Annotated in this window: 13 protein-coding genes; 7 read left to right on the top strand and 6 right to left on the bottom strand. The window is 74.4% G+C overall.

From position 1 onward, the window contains the following. The first annotated feature begins 58 nt into the window (after positions 1–58). The 3 genes from BGK67_RS27675 to BGK67_RS27665 all read left to right on the top strand — a co-directional run bounded on the left by BGK67_RS27675 (position 59) and on the right by BGK67_RS27665 (position 3439). Positions 59–1255, top strand: coding sequence for a PucR family transcriptional regulator (locus BGK67_RS27675; RefSeq protein ID WP_069922624.1), 1197 nt, complete (start codon positions 59–61; stop codon positions 1253–1255). 194 nt (positions 1256–1449) lie between these two features. Continuing rightward, entirely contained in the window at positions 1450–2925 is a 1476-nt protein-coding gene (locus BGK67_RS27670) for an AlkA N-terminal domain-containing protein (RefSeq protein WP_069922623.1), read from the top strand. Between the two features lie 10 nt (positions 2926–2935). Further along, complete coding sequence (locus BGK67_RS27665; RefSeq protein WP_069922622.1) at positions 2936–3439, top strand: methylated-DNA--[protein]-cysteine S-methyltransferase; 504 nt, start codon at positions 2936–2938, stop codon at positions 3437–3439. Positions 3440–3443: 4 nt separating this feature from the next. Here BGK67_RS27665 and BGK67_RS27660 read toward each other — a convergent pair whose 3' ends face one another. Together BGK67_RS27660 and BGK67_RS27655 are read right to left on the bottom strand one after the other, a co-directional pair. Continuing rightward, positions 3444–3872: a hypothetical protein gene (locus BGK67_RS27660; RefSeq protein WP_069922621.1), complete on the bottom strand. Its 429-nt coding sequence runs from the start codon at positions 3870–3872 to the stop codon at positions 3444–3446. A 48-nt stretch (positions 3873–3920) separates the two neighbouring features. Further along, the gene (locus BGK67_RS27655; RefSeq protein WP_069922620.1) at positions 3921–4421 is read right to left on the bottom strand and encodes an NUDIX domain-containing protein; all 501 of its coding nucleotides are present in this window, start codon (positions 4419–4421) and stop codon (positions 3921–3923) included. Positions 4422–4756: 335 nt separating this feature from the next. On the opposite strand from BGK67_RS27655, the gene BGK67_RS27650 reads away from it, so the two are divergent. After that, entirely contained in the window at positions 4757–5905 is a 1149-nt protein-coding gene (locus BGK67_RS27650; protein WP_069922619.1) for a glycerate kinase, read from the top strand. Positions 5906–6046: 141 nt separating this feature from the next. Next, the gene (locus BGK67_RS27645; protein WP_069922618.1) at positions 6047–8842 is read left to right on the top strand and encodes a SpoIIE family protein phosphatase; all 2796 of its coding nucleotides are present in this window, start codon (positions 6047–6049) and stop codon (positions 8840–8842) included. Between the two features lies 1 nt (position 8843). On the opposite strand, the gene BGK67_RS27640 is transcribed toward BGK67_RS27645, so the two are convergent. From BGK67_RS27640 to BGK67_RS27630, 3 genes are all read right to left on the bottom strand, one after another. Beyond that, entirely contained in the window at positions 8844–10910 is a 2067-nt protein-coding gene (locus BGK67_RS27640) for a SpoIIE family protein phosphatase (RefSeq protein WP_069922617.1), read from the bottom strand. A gap of 303 nt (positions 10911–11213) precedes the next feature. Next, complete coding sequence (locus BGK67_RS27635) at positions 11214–12467, bottom strand: aromatic amino acid transaminase (protein WP_069922616.1); 1254 nt, start codon at positions 12465–12467, stop codon at positions 11214–11216. After that, positions 12460–13464: a DMT family transporter gene (locus BGK67_RS27630; protein ID WP_244291322.1), complete on the bottom strand. Its 1005-nt coding sequence runs from the start codon at positions 13462–13464 to the stop codon at positions 12460–12462. The genes BGK67_RS27635 and BGK67_RS27630 overlap by 8 nt, the downstream gene beginning before the upstream one ends. 157 nt (positions 13465–13621) lie before the next feature. Between BGK67_RS27630 and BGK67_RS27625 the strand changes: the two genes are divergently transcribed. Continuing rightward, positions 13622–14101: an Lrp/AsnC family transcriptional regulator gene (locus BGK67_RS27625; protein WP_069922615.1), complete on the top strand. Its 480-nt coding sequence runs from the start codon at positions 13622–13624 to the stop codon at positions 14099–14101. Here BGK67_RS27625 and BGK67_RS27620 read toward each other — a convergent pair. Continuing rightward, positions 14087–14680, bottom strand: a complete 594-nt coding sequence (locus BGK67_RS27620) for an isochorismatase family protein (RefSeq protein WP_069922614.1) — start codon at positions 14678–14680, stop codon at positions 14087–14089. The two genes, BGK67_RS27625 and BGK67_RS27620, sit on opposite strands and share 15 nt — an antisense overlap. Positions 14681–14829: 149 nt before the next feature. Between BGK67_RS27620 and BGK67_RS27615 the strand changes: the two genes are divergently transcribed. Continuing rightward, the gene (locus BGK67_RS27615; protein ID WP_069922613.1) at positions 14830–15834 is read left to right on the top strand and encodes a GlxA family transcriptional regulator; all 1005 of its coding nucleotides are present in this window, start codon (positions 14830–14832) and stop codon (positions 15832–15834) included. The last annotated feature ends 7 nt before the right edge of the window (positions 15835–15841 follow it).

Here is a 15841-nt window from a genome sequence, read left to right as displayed (position 1 = left end):
CAGATCTGGGTGCGCGGCCCCTTACGCCGGCGGGCCGCGGGTGACATCCTCTGCGGCCATGGGCGGACGCAGGGCGCGTACGGAAGCGGAGTGGTCGGTGCTGCTGACGGCGGTCGACGTGCTGCTCGGGCGCGTCCCCGAGCTGACCGAGCAGCTGATCGGCGATCTGGCGCAGCACTCGCCGCTGTACGACCTGGTCGTGCCGCGGGACGAGCACTGGCAGCAGATCAGCGAGGCCATGCGGTACGGCATCGAGGCCTTCGCCGCGCGCCGCTCGGACGCGCGCAAGGACCTGGTGTACGCGGAGGAGTTGGGGCGGCGCCGGGCCGAACAGGGGCTGCCGTTGGACCTGCTGCTGTACGCGTACCGCCGCGCGGGCCGGCTGACCTGGGACGCGCTGCTGGACATCGTGACCGAGGAGGACCCGGACGCCCTGCCGGTGCTGGCGCGGACGGCCGGGGCGATGTGGGCCGGGATCGAGCAGCAGGCCGCGACGACGGCGGAGGCCTACCGGGCGGGTGAGCGGGAGATGCGCCGGCGCAGCGACGAACGGGTGCAGGCGCTGCTGGACGCGCTGCTCCAGGGGGACGCGGCGCCGGGCCTGGCGGCGCGGGCGGCGGCGGGCCTGGACCTGCCGGAGCAGGGGCGGTACGCGGTGGTCGTGCTCCCGGTGGACCGGCGGGACTCGGTGCACCGGGTGGCGGCGGTGGGCGGGATGCGGCTGTTCTGGCGGATGCGGGCGGAGCAGGAGCTGGCGGTGGTGGCCCTGGGGTCGTGCTCGCCGGAGGAGCTGGCGGCGGAGCTGGCCGACCGCTGCCACGGGCCCGGCGGGATCAGCCCGGTGGTGGACGGGCTGGCGGAGCTGAGCCGGGCGCGGAGGCTCGCGGAGACGGCGCTGGCCACCTGCGGTGCGGAGGAGCGGTCGCTGGTGCGGCTGTCGCAGCGGCTGCCGGCGGCGCTGGTGGTGGGGCAGCCGGAGCTGGCGGGTGAGCTGGTCCAGGCGGTCCTGGGACCCCTCCTGGAGCTGGACCCGGCGGACCGGGCGGTGCTGCTGGAGACGCTCGACGCGTGGCTCGCGGCGGAGGGCTCCGCCGGGCGGGCGGCGACCCGGCTGTACTGCCACCGCAACACGGTGTTCAACCGCCTGCGCAGGCTCGAGCACCTGACCTCCCGCTCCCTGTCCCGCCCGCACGACCTGGTGGCCCTCACCCTGGCCCGAGACGCCCACCGCCTCGCGGCCCCCACGGGCTCCTGACCGCCCGGGCCGAAGCCGGCCACCCGGCCGCAGACACGAGACCGGCCGGGCCACGTCCAGCCCGCCGGCGATTGCAGCGCGGGGTGCGGGGCGGAGCCCCGGGGGGCTCGTCCGATCCGGCCCGGCGCAGGCGGCGTAGGCTTGGTGTCGGAAAGTCGCCAGCCTCGCGGCGGCCGGACCCTGATCCTGGAGTCATGCACACCGACACCGAGCGCTGCGTAAGGGCCGTGCAGTCGAAGGACGCCAGATTCGACGGCTGGTTCTTCACCGCCGTCCTGACCACCCGGATCTACTGCCGGCCCAGCTGCCCCGCCGTGCCCCCGAAGGTCGAGAACATGACCTTCCTGCCCAGCGCGGCGGCCTGCCAGCAGGCCGGTTTCCGGGCCTGCAAGCGCTGCCGGCCGGACACCAGCCCCGGCTCCCCCGAGTGGAACGCGCGCGCCGACGCCGTCGCCCGTGCCATGCGCCTCATCCAGGACGGGGTGGTGGACCGCGAGGGGGTGCCGGGGCTCGCCACCCGGCTCGGCTACTCCACCCGGCAGGTGGAGCGGCAGCTCACCGCCGAGCTCGGCGCCGGCCCCCTGGCCCTCGCCCGGGCGCAGCGCGCCCAGACCGCCCGGCTGCTCATCGAGACCTCCGAGCTCCCGATGGGGGACGTCGCGTTCGCCGCCGGCTTCTCCTCCATCCGCACCTTCAACGACACCGTCCGCGAGGTCTTCGCACTCTCCCCCAGCGAGCTGCGGCAGCGCTCCGGCAAGGCCGACCCCCGCCGGCCCCGGATCCCCGGGACGATCAGCCTCCGGCTGCCCTTCCGCACCCCCCTCACCCCCGACAACCTCTTCGGGCACCTGGCCGCGACCGCGGTGCCCGGCGTGGAGGAGTGGCGCGACGGCGCCTACCGCCGCACCCTGCGCCTGCCCTACGGCACCGGGGTCGTCGCCCTGACCCCGCAGCCCGACCACATCGGCTGCCGCCTGGCCCTGACCGACCTGCGCGACCTGACCATCGCCATCAGCCGCTGCCGCTGGATGCTCGACCTCGACGCCGATCCCGAGGCGGTGGACGAGCAGTTGCGCTCCGACCCGCTGCTGGCCCCGCTCGTGGACAAGTCCCCCGGGCGCCGGGTTCCCCGTACGGTCGACGCGGCGGAGTTCGCCGTACGGGCGGTCCTCGGCCAGCAGGTGTCCACCGCGGCGGCGCGCACGCACGCGGCCCGGCTGGTGACCGCGCACGGTGAGCCCGTGGAGGACCCGCTCGGCGGGCTGACCCGCCTGTTCCCGTCCCCGCAGGCCCTCGCCGCGCTGGACCCGGAGTCGCTGGCCATGCCGCGCTCCCGGCGCACCACCTTCACCACGCTGGTGGCGGCGCTCGCCGACGGCTCGCTGCCGCTCGGCATCGACAGCGACTGGGAGGCGGCGCGCGCGCAGCTGTCCGCGCTGCCCGGGTTCGGCCCGTCGACCACCGAGATCATCGCGATGCGGGCGCTCGGCGACCCGGACGCGTTCCTGCCGTCCGACCTGGGGGTCCGGCGGGCGGCGCGGGGGCTCGGGCTGCCGTCCACCCCCGCGGCGCTGACCGCCCGGGCGGCCGGCTGGCGGCCCTGGCGCGCGTACGCCGTCCAGTACTTGTGGGCCACCGACGACCACGCCATCAACCACCTGCCCGCCTGAGGAGCACACCGTGAACAGCACCGGCAAGCAGCACACCGTCGTCGAGAGCCCCTACGGCCCGCTCACCCTCGTCGCCACGGACGGGGTCCTCAGCGGCCTGTACATGACCGGGCAGCGCCACCGCCCGGCCGAGGAGTCCTTCGGGGAGCGGGTCGGCGCCGACGAGGAGCCGTTCCCCGAAGTGGTGGGGCAGTTGACCGCGTACTTCGCCGGATCGCTCACCGCCTTCGACCTGCCGCTGCGGCTGGAGGGCACCGACTTCCAGCGCAGCGTGTGGGACCAACTGGTACGGATCCCCTACGGCGAGACCTGGTCGTACGGGAAGCTCGCGGCCGAGCTCGGCAAGCCGAACGCCTCGCGCGCCGTGGGCCTGGCCAACGGGAAGAACCCGATCGGCATCATCGTGCCGTGCCACCGCGTGATCGGCGCCTCGGGCGGCATGACCGGCTACGGCGGCGGCCTGGAACGCAAGGTCCGCCTCCTCGGCTTCGAGGCCGCGTCGCGGCGGCTCTAGGAGGTCAGACCACGAGCAGCGGGACCAGCAGGGCGAAGGCCGCGCCCGCCTCGACCGCGTAGCCGTACAGCGAGGGGTGCTGGACCGGGGCGGCGAGCAGGACCACGCTCTGCTGGGCGGCGGCCGCGGCCACCCAGTCGGCGTCCGCGCCGAGATTGCCCTGGTACCAGCCTTCGCAGGAGCCGGGGCCGCTGACCGCGAGCAGGTCGTCCTCGCGGCGGTAGAGGGCCTGCCACTGGGCGGCGGGCGCGGACCAGCCGTCGAAGTCGGTGAACCGGGCCCAGCCCCCGTCGCGGATCGCGGTGTCGAAGAGCCAGACGGGCATCCCCTCCGGAGTCACCTCGCCGGCGGACTGCTGGTCGGTGGTGAAGTGGACCATGGGGAGGGCGTCGGGCCCGTCGGCGGTGCTGGGCCAGGCGTACATCGTGATCATCAGCTGATTCTGTCCTGCTCGGAGTAAGTCCGGTGTTACGGGACACCCCTACGGGGTGAGGGGCCGGCGGCCGTTCTCCAGTTCCGCGGCGCCCTCGCCCGACTCCAGTACGCGGTAGGCCTCTTGGACGCGCCGGCCGAGCGATCCGGGGAGGTACTCGGCGAGTTCGGCCGGCTCGACCAGCCGCCAGGAGATCAGCTCCTCGTCCTGCAGCGTGATCGACGCGAGCTGCCCGGCGTCGAGCACCCCGCCGTCGTAGAGGTACGCGACCAGAGGCGGGCGGTCCGTGCCGAGGCTCCAGTCCACGGCGAGCAGCCGGCCGAGCGGCACGTCGATGCCGATCTCCTCGGCGCTCTCGCGGCGGGCGGCGGTGCGCGGCGACTCGCCCTGGTCCGACTCGACGGTGCCGCCCGGCAGTGCCCAGCCCTCGCGGTAGTTGGGCTCGACGAGCAGAACCCGGCCCTCGGCGTCCCGGTAGAGGGCGGCAGCGCCGGCCAACACCCGGGGCAGGCTCGCGATGTAGGTGGCGTAGTCATCGGTGGTGGTCACTTCGCCACCCTACCCAGACATCCCCTACGGGGAGTCCGCCCGTCCTCGCGGTCGCGGCCCCTGAACTCGGCGACCCGCCGCAGGCGCGGGTGGCGGGCGGGGCCCTGCTCGGTGAGGGCGCCGTCCCCCGGACCGCCGGGCCGGTCGCCCGGGATATCCGGATGTGGCTGTTCCGGTGAATCCGCGCCCATGCGGCGACACTATGCAGGCATATATCCCTCTTCAGGGCGTAGGCCGCGCCGGGTGTGGCCCAGGCCACTCATGGGCATAGGAGGATCCTCCGGATAAGCTCAGGGCGGCGCGACTGCACTGTTCGATAGCAAGGGAATAGCAAGGTGACGGACGGAGCAGTAACTGAGGCCGCGCGCGTGCTCATCGCCGCGGACAAATTCAAGGGCTCGCTCACGGCCGTTCAGGTCGCGGAGCGGGTGACGGCGGGCCTCCGCAAGGCCGTACCGGGCCTGGACATCGAGACCCTCCCCGTCGCGGACGGCGGCGACGGCACGGTCGCGGCCGCGGTGGCGGCCGGTTTCGAGCGCCGGGAGGTACGGGTCACCGGGCCCCTCGGCGACCAGGTCACGGCCGCCTTCGCGCTGCGCGAGGGTACCGCGGTGGTCGAGATGGCGGAGGCCTCCGGGCTGCAGCTGCTGCCGGCGGGCACCTTCGCCCCGCTGACGGCCACCACCTACGGCTCGGGCGAGCTGCTGAAGGCCGCGCTGGACGCGGGCGCGCGCTCCATCGTCTTCGGCGTGGGCGGCAGCGCCACCACCGACGGCGGAGCCGGCATGCTGGCGGCGCTGGGCGCGGTGTTCCTGGACGCGAACGGCGAACCGGTCGGTCCGGGCGGCGGTGCGCTGGCCTCGCTGGCCTCAGCCGACCTGTCGGGGATCGACCCGCGCTTCGCCGAGGTCGACTTCGTCCTGGCCAGCGACGTGGACAACCCGCTGACCGGCCCGAAGGGCTGCGCGGCGGTCTACGGCCCGCAGAAGGGCGCGACGCCCGAGGACGTGGCGACCCTCGACGCGGCCCTCGCGCACTTCGCCCGGATCCTCGAGAAGTCCATCGGCGCGAAGGCCGCCGAGTGCGCGGTACTGCCCGGCGCGGGCGGGGCGGGCGGCATCGGCTACGGGGCGCTGCTGCTCGGCGCCACGTTCCGGCCCGGCATCGAGCTGATGCTGGAGGTGCTGGGCTTCGCCCCGGCGCTGGAGCGGGCCACGCTGGTCATCACCGGTGAGGGCTCGCTGGACGAGCAGACCCTGCACGGCAAGGCCCCGGCGGGTGTCGCGGCCGCGGCCCGGGCCGCCGGCAAGCCGGTCGTGGCGGTGTGCGGGCGGCTGCTGCTGACCCAGGAGGCCCTGGAGGCCGCCGGGATCCGCAAGGCGTACCCGCTGACGGACCTGGAGCCCGACCCGGCGAAGTCCATCCCGAACGCCGGCCCCCTGCTGGAGCACGTGGCGGCCGCCATCGCCGCCGACGTCCTCTGAGCCGTACCGGCCGCTGAGGCCCGGTCCCCCGAGCGGGGGCCGGGCCTTCGCCGCAGCGCCGCCGGCCCGGGCCGGCGGCGCTGCGGCGGCCGTGGCCGCGCGGCCGCCCCCAAACCCCCGGGACAGTGTTAGAAAGGGCTCATGACCGGACGCTTTCGTCGCCAGCCGACCGGATGGGGCCCGCGCCTGTGGGCGCGCCTGTCGCTGGGGGTCCGCAGCGTCGCCGGTCAGGTCTTCGCCCTCCAGGCGGTGATCGTCCTGCTGCTGATCGCCGCGGCCGCGGCGGCCCTCGTCCTGCAGTCCCGGTACGACAGCCAGCGCGACGCCCGCAACCGCTCGCTGGCCGCCGCCGAGTCCTTCGCGCACGCCCCCGGCCTACCGGCGGCGCTGCGGGCGCCGGACCCCACCGCCGTGCTCCAGCCGCTGGCCGACGCCGCCCGCCGGGCCTCCGGCGTCGACTTCATCGCCGTGATGAGCACCGACGGGGTCCGGTACACCGACTCGCGGCCCGAGCTGATCGGCCGGCGCGCCACGGGCGACCTTTCCCGCGCCGTGGCCGGGGAGTCCTTCACCGAGACCTTCACCGGCGAACCCAGCGACGCGGTCCGCGCCGTCGTACCCGTACGCGACGCCCGGGGCGACGTGGTGGGCCTGGTCGGCACCGGCATCGAAGTGGCGAACGTGTCGGACATGGTCGAGGGGCAGCTCCCGCTGCTGGTCGGCGCCGCGGCCGGCGCCCTGCTGCTGGGCACGGGCGGCGCCTTCCTGGTGAGCCGCCGGCTGCGGCGCCAGACCCACGGGCTGCGCGCGGACGAGATGGCCCGGATGAACGAGCACCACGAGGCCGTGCTGCACGCCGTCCGCGAGGGCGTCCTCATCATCGGCACCGACCACCGGCTGGTCCTCGCCAACGACGAGGCCCGCCGCCTCCTGGGCCTGGCGCCCGACGCCGAGGGCCGGCACGTCGCCGCTCTCGGACTGGACGCGGGCACCACCGAACTGCTCGTCTCGGGCCGGATCGCGACGGACGAGGTGCACCTGGCGGGCGACCGGCTGCTGGCGGTCAACGTCCGGCCCGCGAAGCCGTACGGCGGCCAGCCCTCCGGCACCGTCATGACCCTGCGCGACTCCACCGAGCTCGCCGCGCTCTCCGGCCGGGCCGAGGTGGCCCGCGAACGGCTCCAGCTGCTCTACGACGCCGGCGTGCGGATCGGCACCACCCTGGACGTGGTGCGCACCGCGGAGGAGCTGTCGGAGGTCGCCGTCCCCCGCTTCGCCGACTTCGTCACCGTGGAGCTGCTGGAACCGGTGCTGCGCGGTGACGAGCCCTCGTCGGCCGCCGGGGCGTACACCGAGATGCGGAGGGCGGCCATGAGCGGTGTCCGCACCGACCAGCCGCTCCAGCCGGTCGGCGACATCATCCGGTTCATCGTCCCGACGGCTCCGATGGCCGCCGCCCTGAACGCCGGCGAGGCGGTGCTCGCGCCGGACCTGAACGCCGCCATGGGCTGGCGGGCCCAGGATTCGCAAGGGACCCGGGAGGCCCTGGACTACGGGCTGCACTCCCTGATCAGCGTCCCGCTCCAGGCGCGGGGCGCGGTCCTCGGCATGGCCAACTTCTGGCGGGCGGCGGACACCCCGGAGGCCTTCGACGAGGAGGACCGTTCCTTCGCGATGGAGCTCGCCGCGCGCGCGGCCGTCTCGATCGACAACGCCCGCCGCTTCACCCGCGAGCACGCGACGGCCGTGGCCCTCCAGCGCAGCCTGCTCCCCCGGGTGCTGCCGGACCTGACCGCCGTGGACGTCGCCTTCCGCTACCTGCCGGCGAAGGCGGGCGTCGGCGGGGACTGGTTCGACGTGATCCCGCTGCCCGGTGCACGGGTGGCGCTGGTCGTCGGCGACGTCGTGGGCCACGGGGTGCACGCCGCGGCCACGATGGGCCGGCTGCGCACCGCCGTGCACAACTTCTCCACCCTGGACCTGCCGCCCGACGAACTGCTCGGGCACCTGGACGAGCTGATCAGCAGGATCGACCAGAGCGACACCGGCGGCGACGGGGCCGAGGGGGAGGACGCCGTCGGGAAGACCGGGGACGAGCCCGCCGCGATCACCGGGGCCACCTGCCTGTACGCGGTCTACGACCCGGTGTCGGGGCGGTGCGTGATGGCCAGCGCCGGGCACCCCGGGCCCGCGCTGATCCGCCCCGACGGGGACGTGGAGTTCCCCGAGCTGCCCGCCGGGCTGCCGCTGGGCGTCGGCGGCATGCCGTTCGAGGCGACCGGGTTCCGGCTGCCCGAGGGGAGCCGGCTGGTGCTGTTCACCGACGGCCTGGTGGAGGACCGCCGGCGCGACTTCGACACCGGTCTGGGGCTGCTGCGGGACACGCTGTCCCGGCCGGGCCGCAGCCCCGAACAGGCCTGCGCGGACGTGCTGGCCGCCCTGCTCTCCCCGGTGCCGGGCGACGACATCGCCCTGCTGATCGCCGACACCCGCCGCCTGGACGCCGACCGCATCGCCGAGTGGGAGGTGCCCGGCGAGGCGGCGGCCGTCTCCCGCGTGCGCAACGCCGGGGCGGCGCAGCTCGCCGCCTGGGGCCTGGAGGACGTCTCCTTCACCACCGAGCTGATCCTCAGCGAGCTGGTCACCAACGCCATCCGCTACGGGTCCGCGCCCGTGCGGGTCCGCCTGCTGCGCGACCGCACCCTGATCTGCGAGGTCTCCGACGGCAGCAGCACCTCCCCGCACCTGCGCTACGCGGCCACCACCGACGAGGGCGGGCGGGGGCTGTTCCTCGTCGCGCAGTACGCCGACCGGTGGGGCGTGCGGTACACCGACCGGGGCAAGGTCATCTGGGCGGAACTGCCGCTGACCGCGCGCGCGGAGCCGCCGGCCCCGGCGCCGCTGGACCTGGACGCCCTGGAGGACCTGGCCTGGTGATTCACACCGGGCGGGTCCGGGCCAGGAGCACCGCGACGTCGTCCTGCGGATCGCACGGCAGCAGCTGCTCCAGGATCCCGTCGCACAGCTCCTCCAGCGGCTGCCGCGCCCCTTCCAGTGCCCGCGCCAGCCGGTCCATGCCCTCGTCGAGGTCCCGGTCGCGGGCCTCGATCAGGCCGTCGGTGTAGAGCACGAGCAGGCTCCCCGGGGGCAGGTCCACCTCTTCCGTGCGGAAGTCCTGGCCGCCGGTGCCCAGCGGGGTGCCGGGCAGGCCGTGCAGGAAGGTGACGCTCCCGTCGGCTCCGGCCACGGCCGGCGGCGGATGGCCGGCGCGGGCGATCACACAGCAGCCGGTCGCCGGGTCGTGGACGGCGTAGACGCAGGTGGCCATCTCGTCCTCGCCGAGGTCGGCCACCACGGCGTCGAGCGAGCGGAGCATCTGCTCCGGGGGCACGTCCAGCCTGGCGAGGGTCCGTACGGCCGTGCGCAGCTGGCCCATGACGGCCGCCGCGTGGATGCCGTGGCCCATCACGTCGCCGATGACCAGTCCGGTCCGGCCGCCGGGCAGCTGGATGACGTCGAACCAGTCCCCGCCCACGTCGTGGTCGCTGGCGGGCAGGTAGCGCCCGGTCAGTTCGAGGCCGGTGACCTGGGGGAGCTCGCTGTTGGTGAGGCTGCGCTGGAGGGTCAGCGCGGCGTGCCGCTGGCGGGTGTACATCCGGGCGTTGTCGATGTTGAGGGCGGCGCGGGCGACCAGCTCGTCGACGAGGACGCGGTCCTCGTCCTCGAAGGGCCCGCGCTCGCGCAGCCGGGTCACGGCGACCGCGCCCAGCACCTGCCCGCGGGCGACCAGCGGGACCATCCGGGCGGAGCCGAGGGTGGCGAGGTAGGCGCGCAGGGCGTCGGCGCGCGGGTCGGTGATCAGGGCGGGGACGTCGGACGCGTAGAGGTCCATCGGCCGGCCCTCGTTGATGATCCGTTCGTAGACGCTGTCCGCGGGGATCTGGAAGGTCTGGCCCGCCTGGAGTTTCTCGGTGGGCGCGGCCGGGTCGGGGAAGACGGCCGCGAGCCGGCGCATCAGGCCGCGGGTGGAGGCCGCGGCGGCCGGGCCCTCGTCCGGTCCCAGCACCGATTCGAGCAGTTGTACGTCGGCGGAGTCCGCGAGCTGCGGTACCAGGAGGTCCACGATCTCCTGGGCCGTCTGGTGGAGGTCCAGGGTGGTGCCGATGCGGGTGCCGGCCTCGGCCAGCAGCGCGAACCGGTGCCGGGCCCGTTCGGCCTCGGCCTCTGCGCGCTGTCCGTCGGTGATGTCGATGAGGGAGGCGATCAGGCCGAGGGGCCGTCCCGAGCCGTCGAGCAGCGGGGCGTAGGAGCAGGACCACGTCCGGTCGTGGTCGGGGTCGGCGGCGGTGCGTCCGGTGCGGCGGACGTCGACGACGGCCGTGCCCCGTTCGAGCACCTGGCGCATGGTGGCCTCGAGGACGGCGGCGTTGACCCCCGGCACCACCTCGGTGAGCCGTCTGCCCAGGTGCGCGGCGGCGGGCATGCCGTTCATCCGGGCGAGGGCGTCGTTGACGCGCAGGAAGCGCAGGTCGGTGCCGAGGGTGGCGAGGCCGATGGGCGACTGCGTGAACAGGCTCTGCAGGGCGGCGAGGGAGTCGCGCATGTGGAGCACTTCGGAGGTCTCCACGGCGATGAGCATGGCGCCCGTACGCCCCTGCGGGTCGGCGGCGGGGACGATCCACATCTCCATCACGACGCGGTGGCCGTCGCGGTGGCGCACGGGCAGGGTGCCGACGACGGTCTCGCCGGCCTGGACGCGGCGGGTCAGGTCGTCGGCGAGCCCGCGGTTGGCCTCGGGGACGAGGACGGCGGCGCCGGGGCGGCCGAGGATGTCCTCGGGACGGTGTCCGAGCAGGTCCTGGGCGGCGAGCGACCACTCGACGATGCGGCCGTCCGCGTCCTCGCGCCACAGGGCGATCGGGAGCAGCTCGCGGAGCACGCCCGCGTACCCGACGGCTGCGTCCGGCGGATCCGGCACTTCGCTCGTCGACTGGTAAGTGTCCACCGCACCGACCTCACCCCGGGGGGTCTGATTCCTACCGGTTCACCCTATCCGAGGGCCCGCCGGGCGGCTCTGTCTCCGGCTGGGTGTGGAGCGGCTCTTGACTGGGGCGAAATACGGAGGAGACTCATCAATACACCGGAAAACCGGAAAAGAGCCGCACCTCCCTCCGGAGACGTCCAGAGGCCCGCGTGACCCTTGTCCAGGCTCTGGCCAGGCCCCCGGCAGCATCCGCGCTCCACGGGAGCCATCGGCGACGGCGGATGGCTCATGGAAGCGGCGGAACTGCCGGGGACTGTCTTGTGTTCAGGCCGTGCCGTGCCCCTGGCGCGCGAGGCCCTCGAGCGGCCGCGACGCGCGGCCCGGGTCCGTCCGCGCCGCGTCCAGGACGGCTGCGACGGCCTGGGCGAGCCGCGGGATCCGGTGTCCGGCGATCCCCGCGATGTTGATCCGCCCCGAGGTGGTGCCGTAGACGGCGTGCCGCCGGCGCAGTTCCAGCATCTGGCCGGCGCTGAGTGGAAGCATCGAGAACATGCCCTTCTGCCGGTCGAGCGCCCGTGCCTGCGCTCCGTGCCCCAGAGCGCTCAAGTGGGTCGCCAGCTCCGCCCGGTTGGCGGTGATCCTGCCCCGCATCGTTTCCAGTTCCGCCCGCCAGGCGGCCCGCAGTCCCTCGTCCCCGAGGATCGCCGCCACCACGGCGGCGCCGTGCTCGGGCGGCATGGAGTAGAGGGTCCGGGCCGCGTTCTGCAGGGCCGTCTCGGCGTGTCCGAGCGCCCGGGCAGAGGTACCGAGCACCATGGCGCAGCCGGTGCGGTCGCTGTAGAGCCCGAAGTTCTTCGAGCAGCTGACGGCGATCAGCATCTCGGGCACTCGGGCGGCCAGGATGCGCGTGGGCAGCAGGTCGGCCTCCAGGCCGTCGCCGAGCCCGTGGTAGGCGAGGTCGACGAACGGCACCCAGCCCTCGCGCACGGCGAGTTCGGCCAGCGCCTCCCACGCGTCCAGCGTGGGGTCGGCGCCGGTGGGGTTGTGGCAGCAGCCCTGGAGCAGGACGACGTCGTCGCGCCGGGCCGCGCCCAGTTCCCGCAGGACGCCCTCCGCGTCGAAGGCGCCTTCGGCGTCGCGCCAGCCGAAGGTACGGACCTCCAGCCCGGCGGCCTCCAGGATGGGCCGGTGGTTGACGTACGCCGGGTCGCTGATCCACACCGTGGTGCCCGGCCGGGTCCGGCCGATCAGGTCGGCGAGCAGCCGCAGCGCGCCGGACCCGGCGACGGTCTGGACGGTGACGGCCCGGTCGGCCGGCGTCTGGGGACCCAGGACCATGCTCTGCATCGCGCGGTTGAAGACGGTGTTGCCGGAGAGCCCCCGGTACTCCTTGGACCCGGCCTGCTCGGCCAGGCGGACCTCCGCCTCGCGGACGGCGGTCATGACGGGGGTGCGGCCCGTGTGGTCGCGGTAGACGCCGAGGACGAGGTTCAGGCGCTCGGGCCGCTCGTCGGCGGCGAATTCGGCGGTCAGGTCCCACAGCGGGTCGGTGGGCGGCGGCGGGAGGAGCTCAAGCATGTGCGGGAACCTCGGGTCGTGGGCGTCGGTTGGCGAGGACGACGCCGGCGGTGATGAGGGGGACGCCTATCAGCACGGCGACGGTAGGGGTCTCCCCGAGCAGGGGGACGGCCAGCAGGACGACGGCCACGGGGCTGAGGCTGCCGCCCACGGAGCTGCGCTCCGCGCCGAGCCTGCGGATGGCGACCGCGTACAGCAGGCCGGCGCAGAGGCCGACTCCGAGCCCCTGGACGACGAGGAACAGGGCGATGTCGCCGCCCGCGGCCTGCGCGAGGCCGGTCGGGAGGACGCCGGTCAGGACCAGGGCTCCGACGATCGCGAAGGAGGGCAGGCAGAGCAGGCCGATCGAACCGACGGGGTCGAGGGCCACGTCGCGCAGGCCCACCGTGTACAGGGCCCACAGCCCGCTGGCCACCAGGAGGGTGCCGGCGCCTTCCAGGACGTCCGTGTCCACGGGGACGACGTAGCGCCAGACGAGGGCGGCCACGCCGGCCGCGATCAGGGCGAGCCCGGCCGCCTGCGTTCCGCGCGGGGCGCCGTGGCCGCGCAGCACCATCAGCGCGGAGACGAACAGCGGGACCATGCCGGGGACGATCGAGCCCACGAAGGCCGCCGAGGTCAGGGAGCCGCCGTGCATGGCCGCCAGGAAGAACGGCACCCCGGCACCGCAGACGATCTTCAGGGCGGGTCCCGGCCGGACCGCCGCGATGCTGTGGCGGCGCCGCCACAGCGCGGGGAGCAGGACGACGATCGGCACGCCGAAGCGCAGCAGGGCGGCGTCGGCCGGCAGGAGGGTCGAGGCTCCGAGGGCCCGGGCGCTCAGTGCGAAGGCCGCCCAGATCGAGACGGTCACGGACAGGGCGAGGACGCCCTCGGTCCGCGGGGAGAGCCTGCGCCGGCCGGGGGTCCCCCCGGCGGTAGCCGGGCGAGGGTTTCCGGCCGGCGGGCCCGCCGTACGGGGAGGCGCGGTCGCCCCGGTGATGTGTGTTGCGACCACGGTCGTCTGCTCCAGCCTCCGGGAACGGACCGGTCTGGCCCGTTCCCGGGCAACGCTAGGGCTTCGGCCGGGGCAGCCGATTGCCAGTTCTGCTCCTCGGACATACGTTTGGGGCAGGATCTGCCAAGAATCGCCGACGATCCGCCGAGGAGTGGCCATGGACGCAGTCGATCTGCAGATCATCCGGGAGTTGCAGGCCGACGGGCGCCTGTCCAACCAGGACCTGGCCGACCGCGTGCGGCTCTCCCCCTCGCCCTGTCTGCGCCGGGTCCGCAGGCTGGAGGAGGCGGGGCTGATCCGCGGCTACACGGCCATGGTCGACCAGGTCGCCTTCGGACTCCCGGTCACCGTCTTCGTCCGGATCCGCCTGGAGCGCCACACGGCGGAGGCGGTCCGGCTCTTCGAGGAGCACGTCGCGGTCATCGAGCACATCCAGGACTGCTACCTGATGGCGGGCAGCAGCGACTACCTGCTGCGCGTGGTCATCGAGGACCTGGAGGCGTACGAGGCGCTGGTGCGCCACCGCGTCCACGCCATCCCCGGCATCGCCTCGATCGAGTCGAGCTTCGCGTACGGCAGCGTCAAGCAGTCCCGTACCTACCCCCGCCCCTCCCCCGGGTCCTCAGCTCAGCGCTGAGGCGGACGGCACGACGACTCCGTAGAGGTCGGCGATCGTCGCGAGCGCGGCCTGGTGGACCTGTTCGGCGGACAGGTCGGCGACCGCCGTCCCCAGGGGCCGGGTCGCGCAGGCGTCGGCGACCACCGTGGGCTGGTTGCCCCGCAGGTAGGCGCCTTCCACGGTGTAGGCCACGCACATGTGGGTCATGAACCCGACGACGATGACGTTCTTGTTGCCGGCGGCGTCGAGGTGTTCGCCCAGGCCGGTCCCGACGAAGGCGTTGGGGGCGGCCGTCTTGACCACGACGGTCTCGCCCTCGACGGGGGCCACGTCCGGGTGGATCCGGCCGATGTCGGCTCGGATGTCGTACGGCGTCCCCGGGCCGCCGTCGTGCTGGACGTGGATGACCTTCGCCCCCGCCTCGCGGGCCCTGGCCAGCAGGGCGGCGGCGGAGTCGAGGGCGGAGCGCCAGCCCGCCAGCTCCAGTACGCCGCGGGTGTAGGTGTTCTGGTAGTCGACCAGGATCAGCGTCGCGTCGGCCGGCGAGGCCGGGGTCCCGTCGAAGCCGTTGAGCTCGCGCAGGGTGGTCGCAGACATGGAAGTACCGTCCTCGGAAGTCGCGTTGCAGGGGGGCCGGCCGCTGCTCGGCGGCCGTGTATGGAACGCTATGTCCCGCCGGAGGTGTCGGCAATGTCATCCGACTTGCAGATCCGGACATCGCGTGAGCCCCGCCGAACGGAGACCAGTTGAGCACCGTCAGCCGCTTCGTCGTCATCGTCCTCTTCGACGGCGTCGACCTGCTGGACGTCACCGGGCCGCCCGAGGTGTTCTCCCTGCTGCGGCGCGAGGTGGGCGACGCGGCGGGCTACGACGTCGTCCTGGCCGCCGAGACCATGGACCCCGTCACCACCTCCGCCGGAGTGCGCATCCTTCCCGACACCACCTTCCGGGAGGTGACCTCGGCCTCGGCCTCGGGGAGGAGCATCGACACCCTCCTGGTGCCCGGCTCGGTCGAACTCGACGGCCGGGGACGGGTGCGCGCCGTGACCGATCCCGCCGTGGTCAGCCGGGTGAAGGCGCTCGCCGGCCGGGCCCGGCGCGTCGCGTCCGTCTGCGTGGGCGCGCATATCCTCGCGGACGCCGGGCTGCTGGACGGCAGGCGCGCCACGACCCACTGGTCGACCGCGCGGCAGCTCGCCGCCGAGCACCCCGCGGTCGAGGTCGACGCCGATCCGATCTTCATCCGCGACCGGGACGTGTGGACCGGCGCGGGCATCAGCGCCTGCCTCGACCTGTCCCTGGCCCTGGTGGCCGAAGACTTCGGCGAGGCCGTCGCCCTGCGCATCGCCCGGCAGCTGGTGATGTACCTGAAGCGGCCCGGCGGGCAGAGCCAGTTCAGCGTCCCGCTCGAACCCGTCTCGACGACGCGCCGCGTCGAGGACCTGCGCCACCACATCACCCGGAACATCGCCGCGCCGCTCACCGTCGGCGACCTCGCCGCCCACGCCCATGTGAGCGGGCGGCAGCTGACGCGGATCTTCAAGACGGAACTGGGCATGACCCCGGCGGCCTACGTCGAATCGGCGCGCGTCGAAGTGGCGCGCAACCACCTCGAATCCACGGACGCCACCCTCGAACGCGTCGCGTCCGCCTGCGGCTTCCACACGACCGACACGCTCATCCGCGCGTTCCGCCGCCGCCTCGACACGACCCCGACGGAATACCGCAACCGCTTCCGGTCCGCCCCGTAGGCCGCGC

Source organism: Streptomyces subrutilus (assembly GCF_001746425.1).
Taxonomy (GTDB): Bacteria; Actinomycetota; Actinomycetes; order Streptomycetales; family Streptomycetaceae; genus Streptomyces; species Streptomyces subrutilus_A.
Note: the sequence above shows the minus strand (reverse complement) of the source record. Positions and strands in the feature narration are given on the sequence as shown.

Coding starts and splice junctions, on each gene's coding strand:
- BGK67_RS27660 (WP_069922621.1), bottom strand. CDS start 3,872: ATGATCACGATGTACGCCTGGCCCAGCACCGCCGACGGGCCCGACGCC.
- BGK67_RS27645 (WP_069922618.1), top strand. CDS start 6,047: ATGACCGGACGCTTTCGTCGCCAGCCGACCGGATGGGGCCCGCGCCTG.
- BGK67_RS27635 (WP_069922616.1), bottom strand. CDS start 12,467: ATGCTTGAGCTCCTCCCGCCGCCGCCCACCGACCCGCTGTGGGACCTG.
- BGK67_RS27675 (WP_069922624.1), top strand. CDS start 59: ATGGGCGGACGCAGGGCGCGTACGGAAGCGGAGTGGTCGGTGCTGCTG.
- BGK67_RS27620 (WP_069922614.1), bottom strand. CDS start 14,680: ATGTCTGCGACCACCCTGCGCGAGCTCAACGGCTTCGACGGGACCCCG.
- BGK67_RS27670 (WP_069922623.1), top strand. CDS start 1,450: ATGCACACCGACACCGAGCGCTGCGTAAGGGCCGTGCAGTCGAAGGAC.
- BGK67_RS27625 (WP_069922615.1), top strand. CDS start 13,622: ATGGACGCAGTCGATCTGCAGATCATCCGGGAGTTGCAGGCCGACGGG.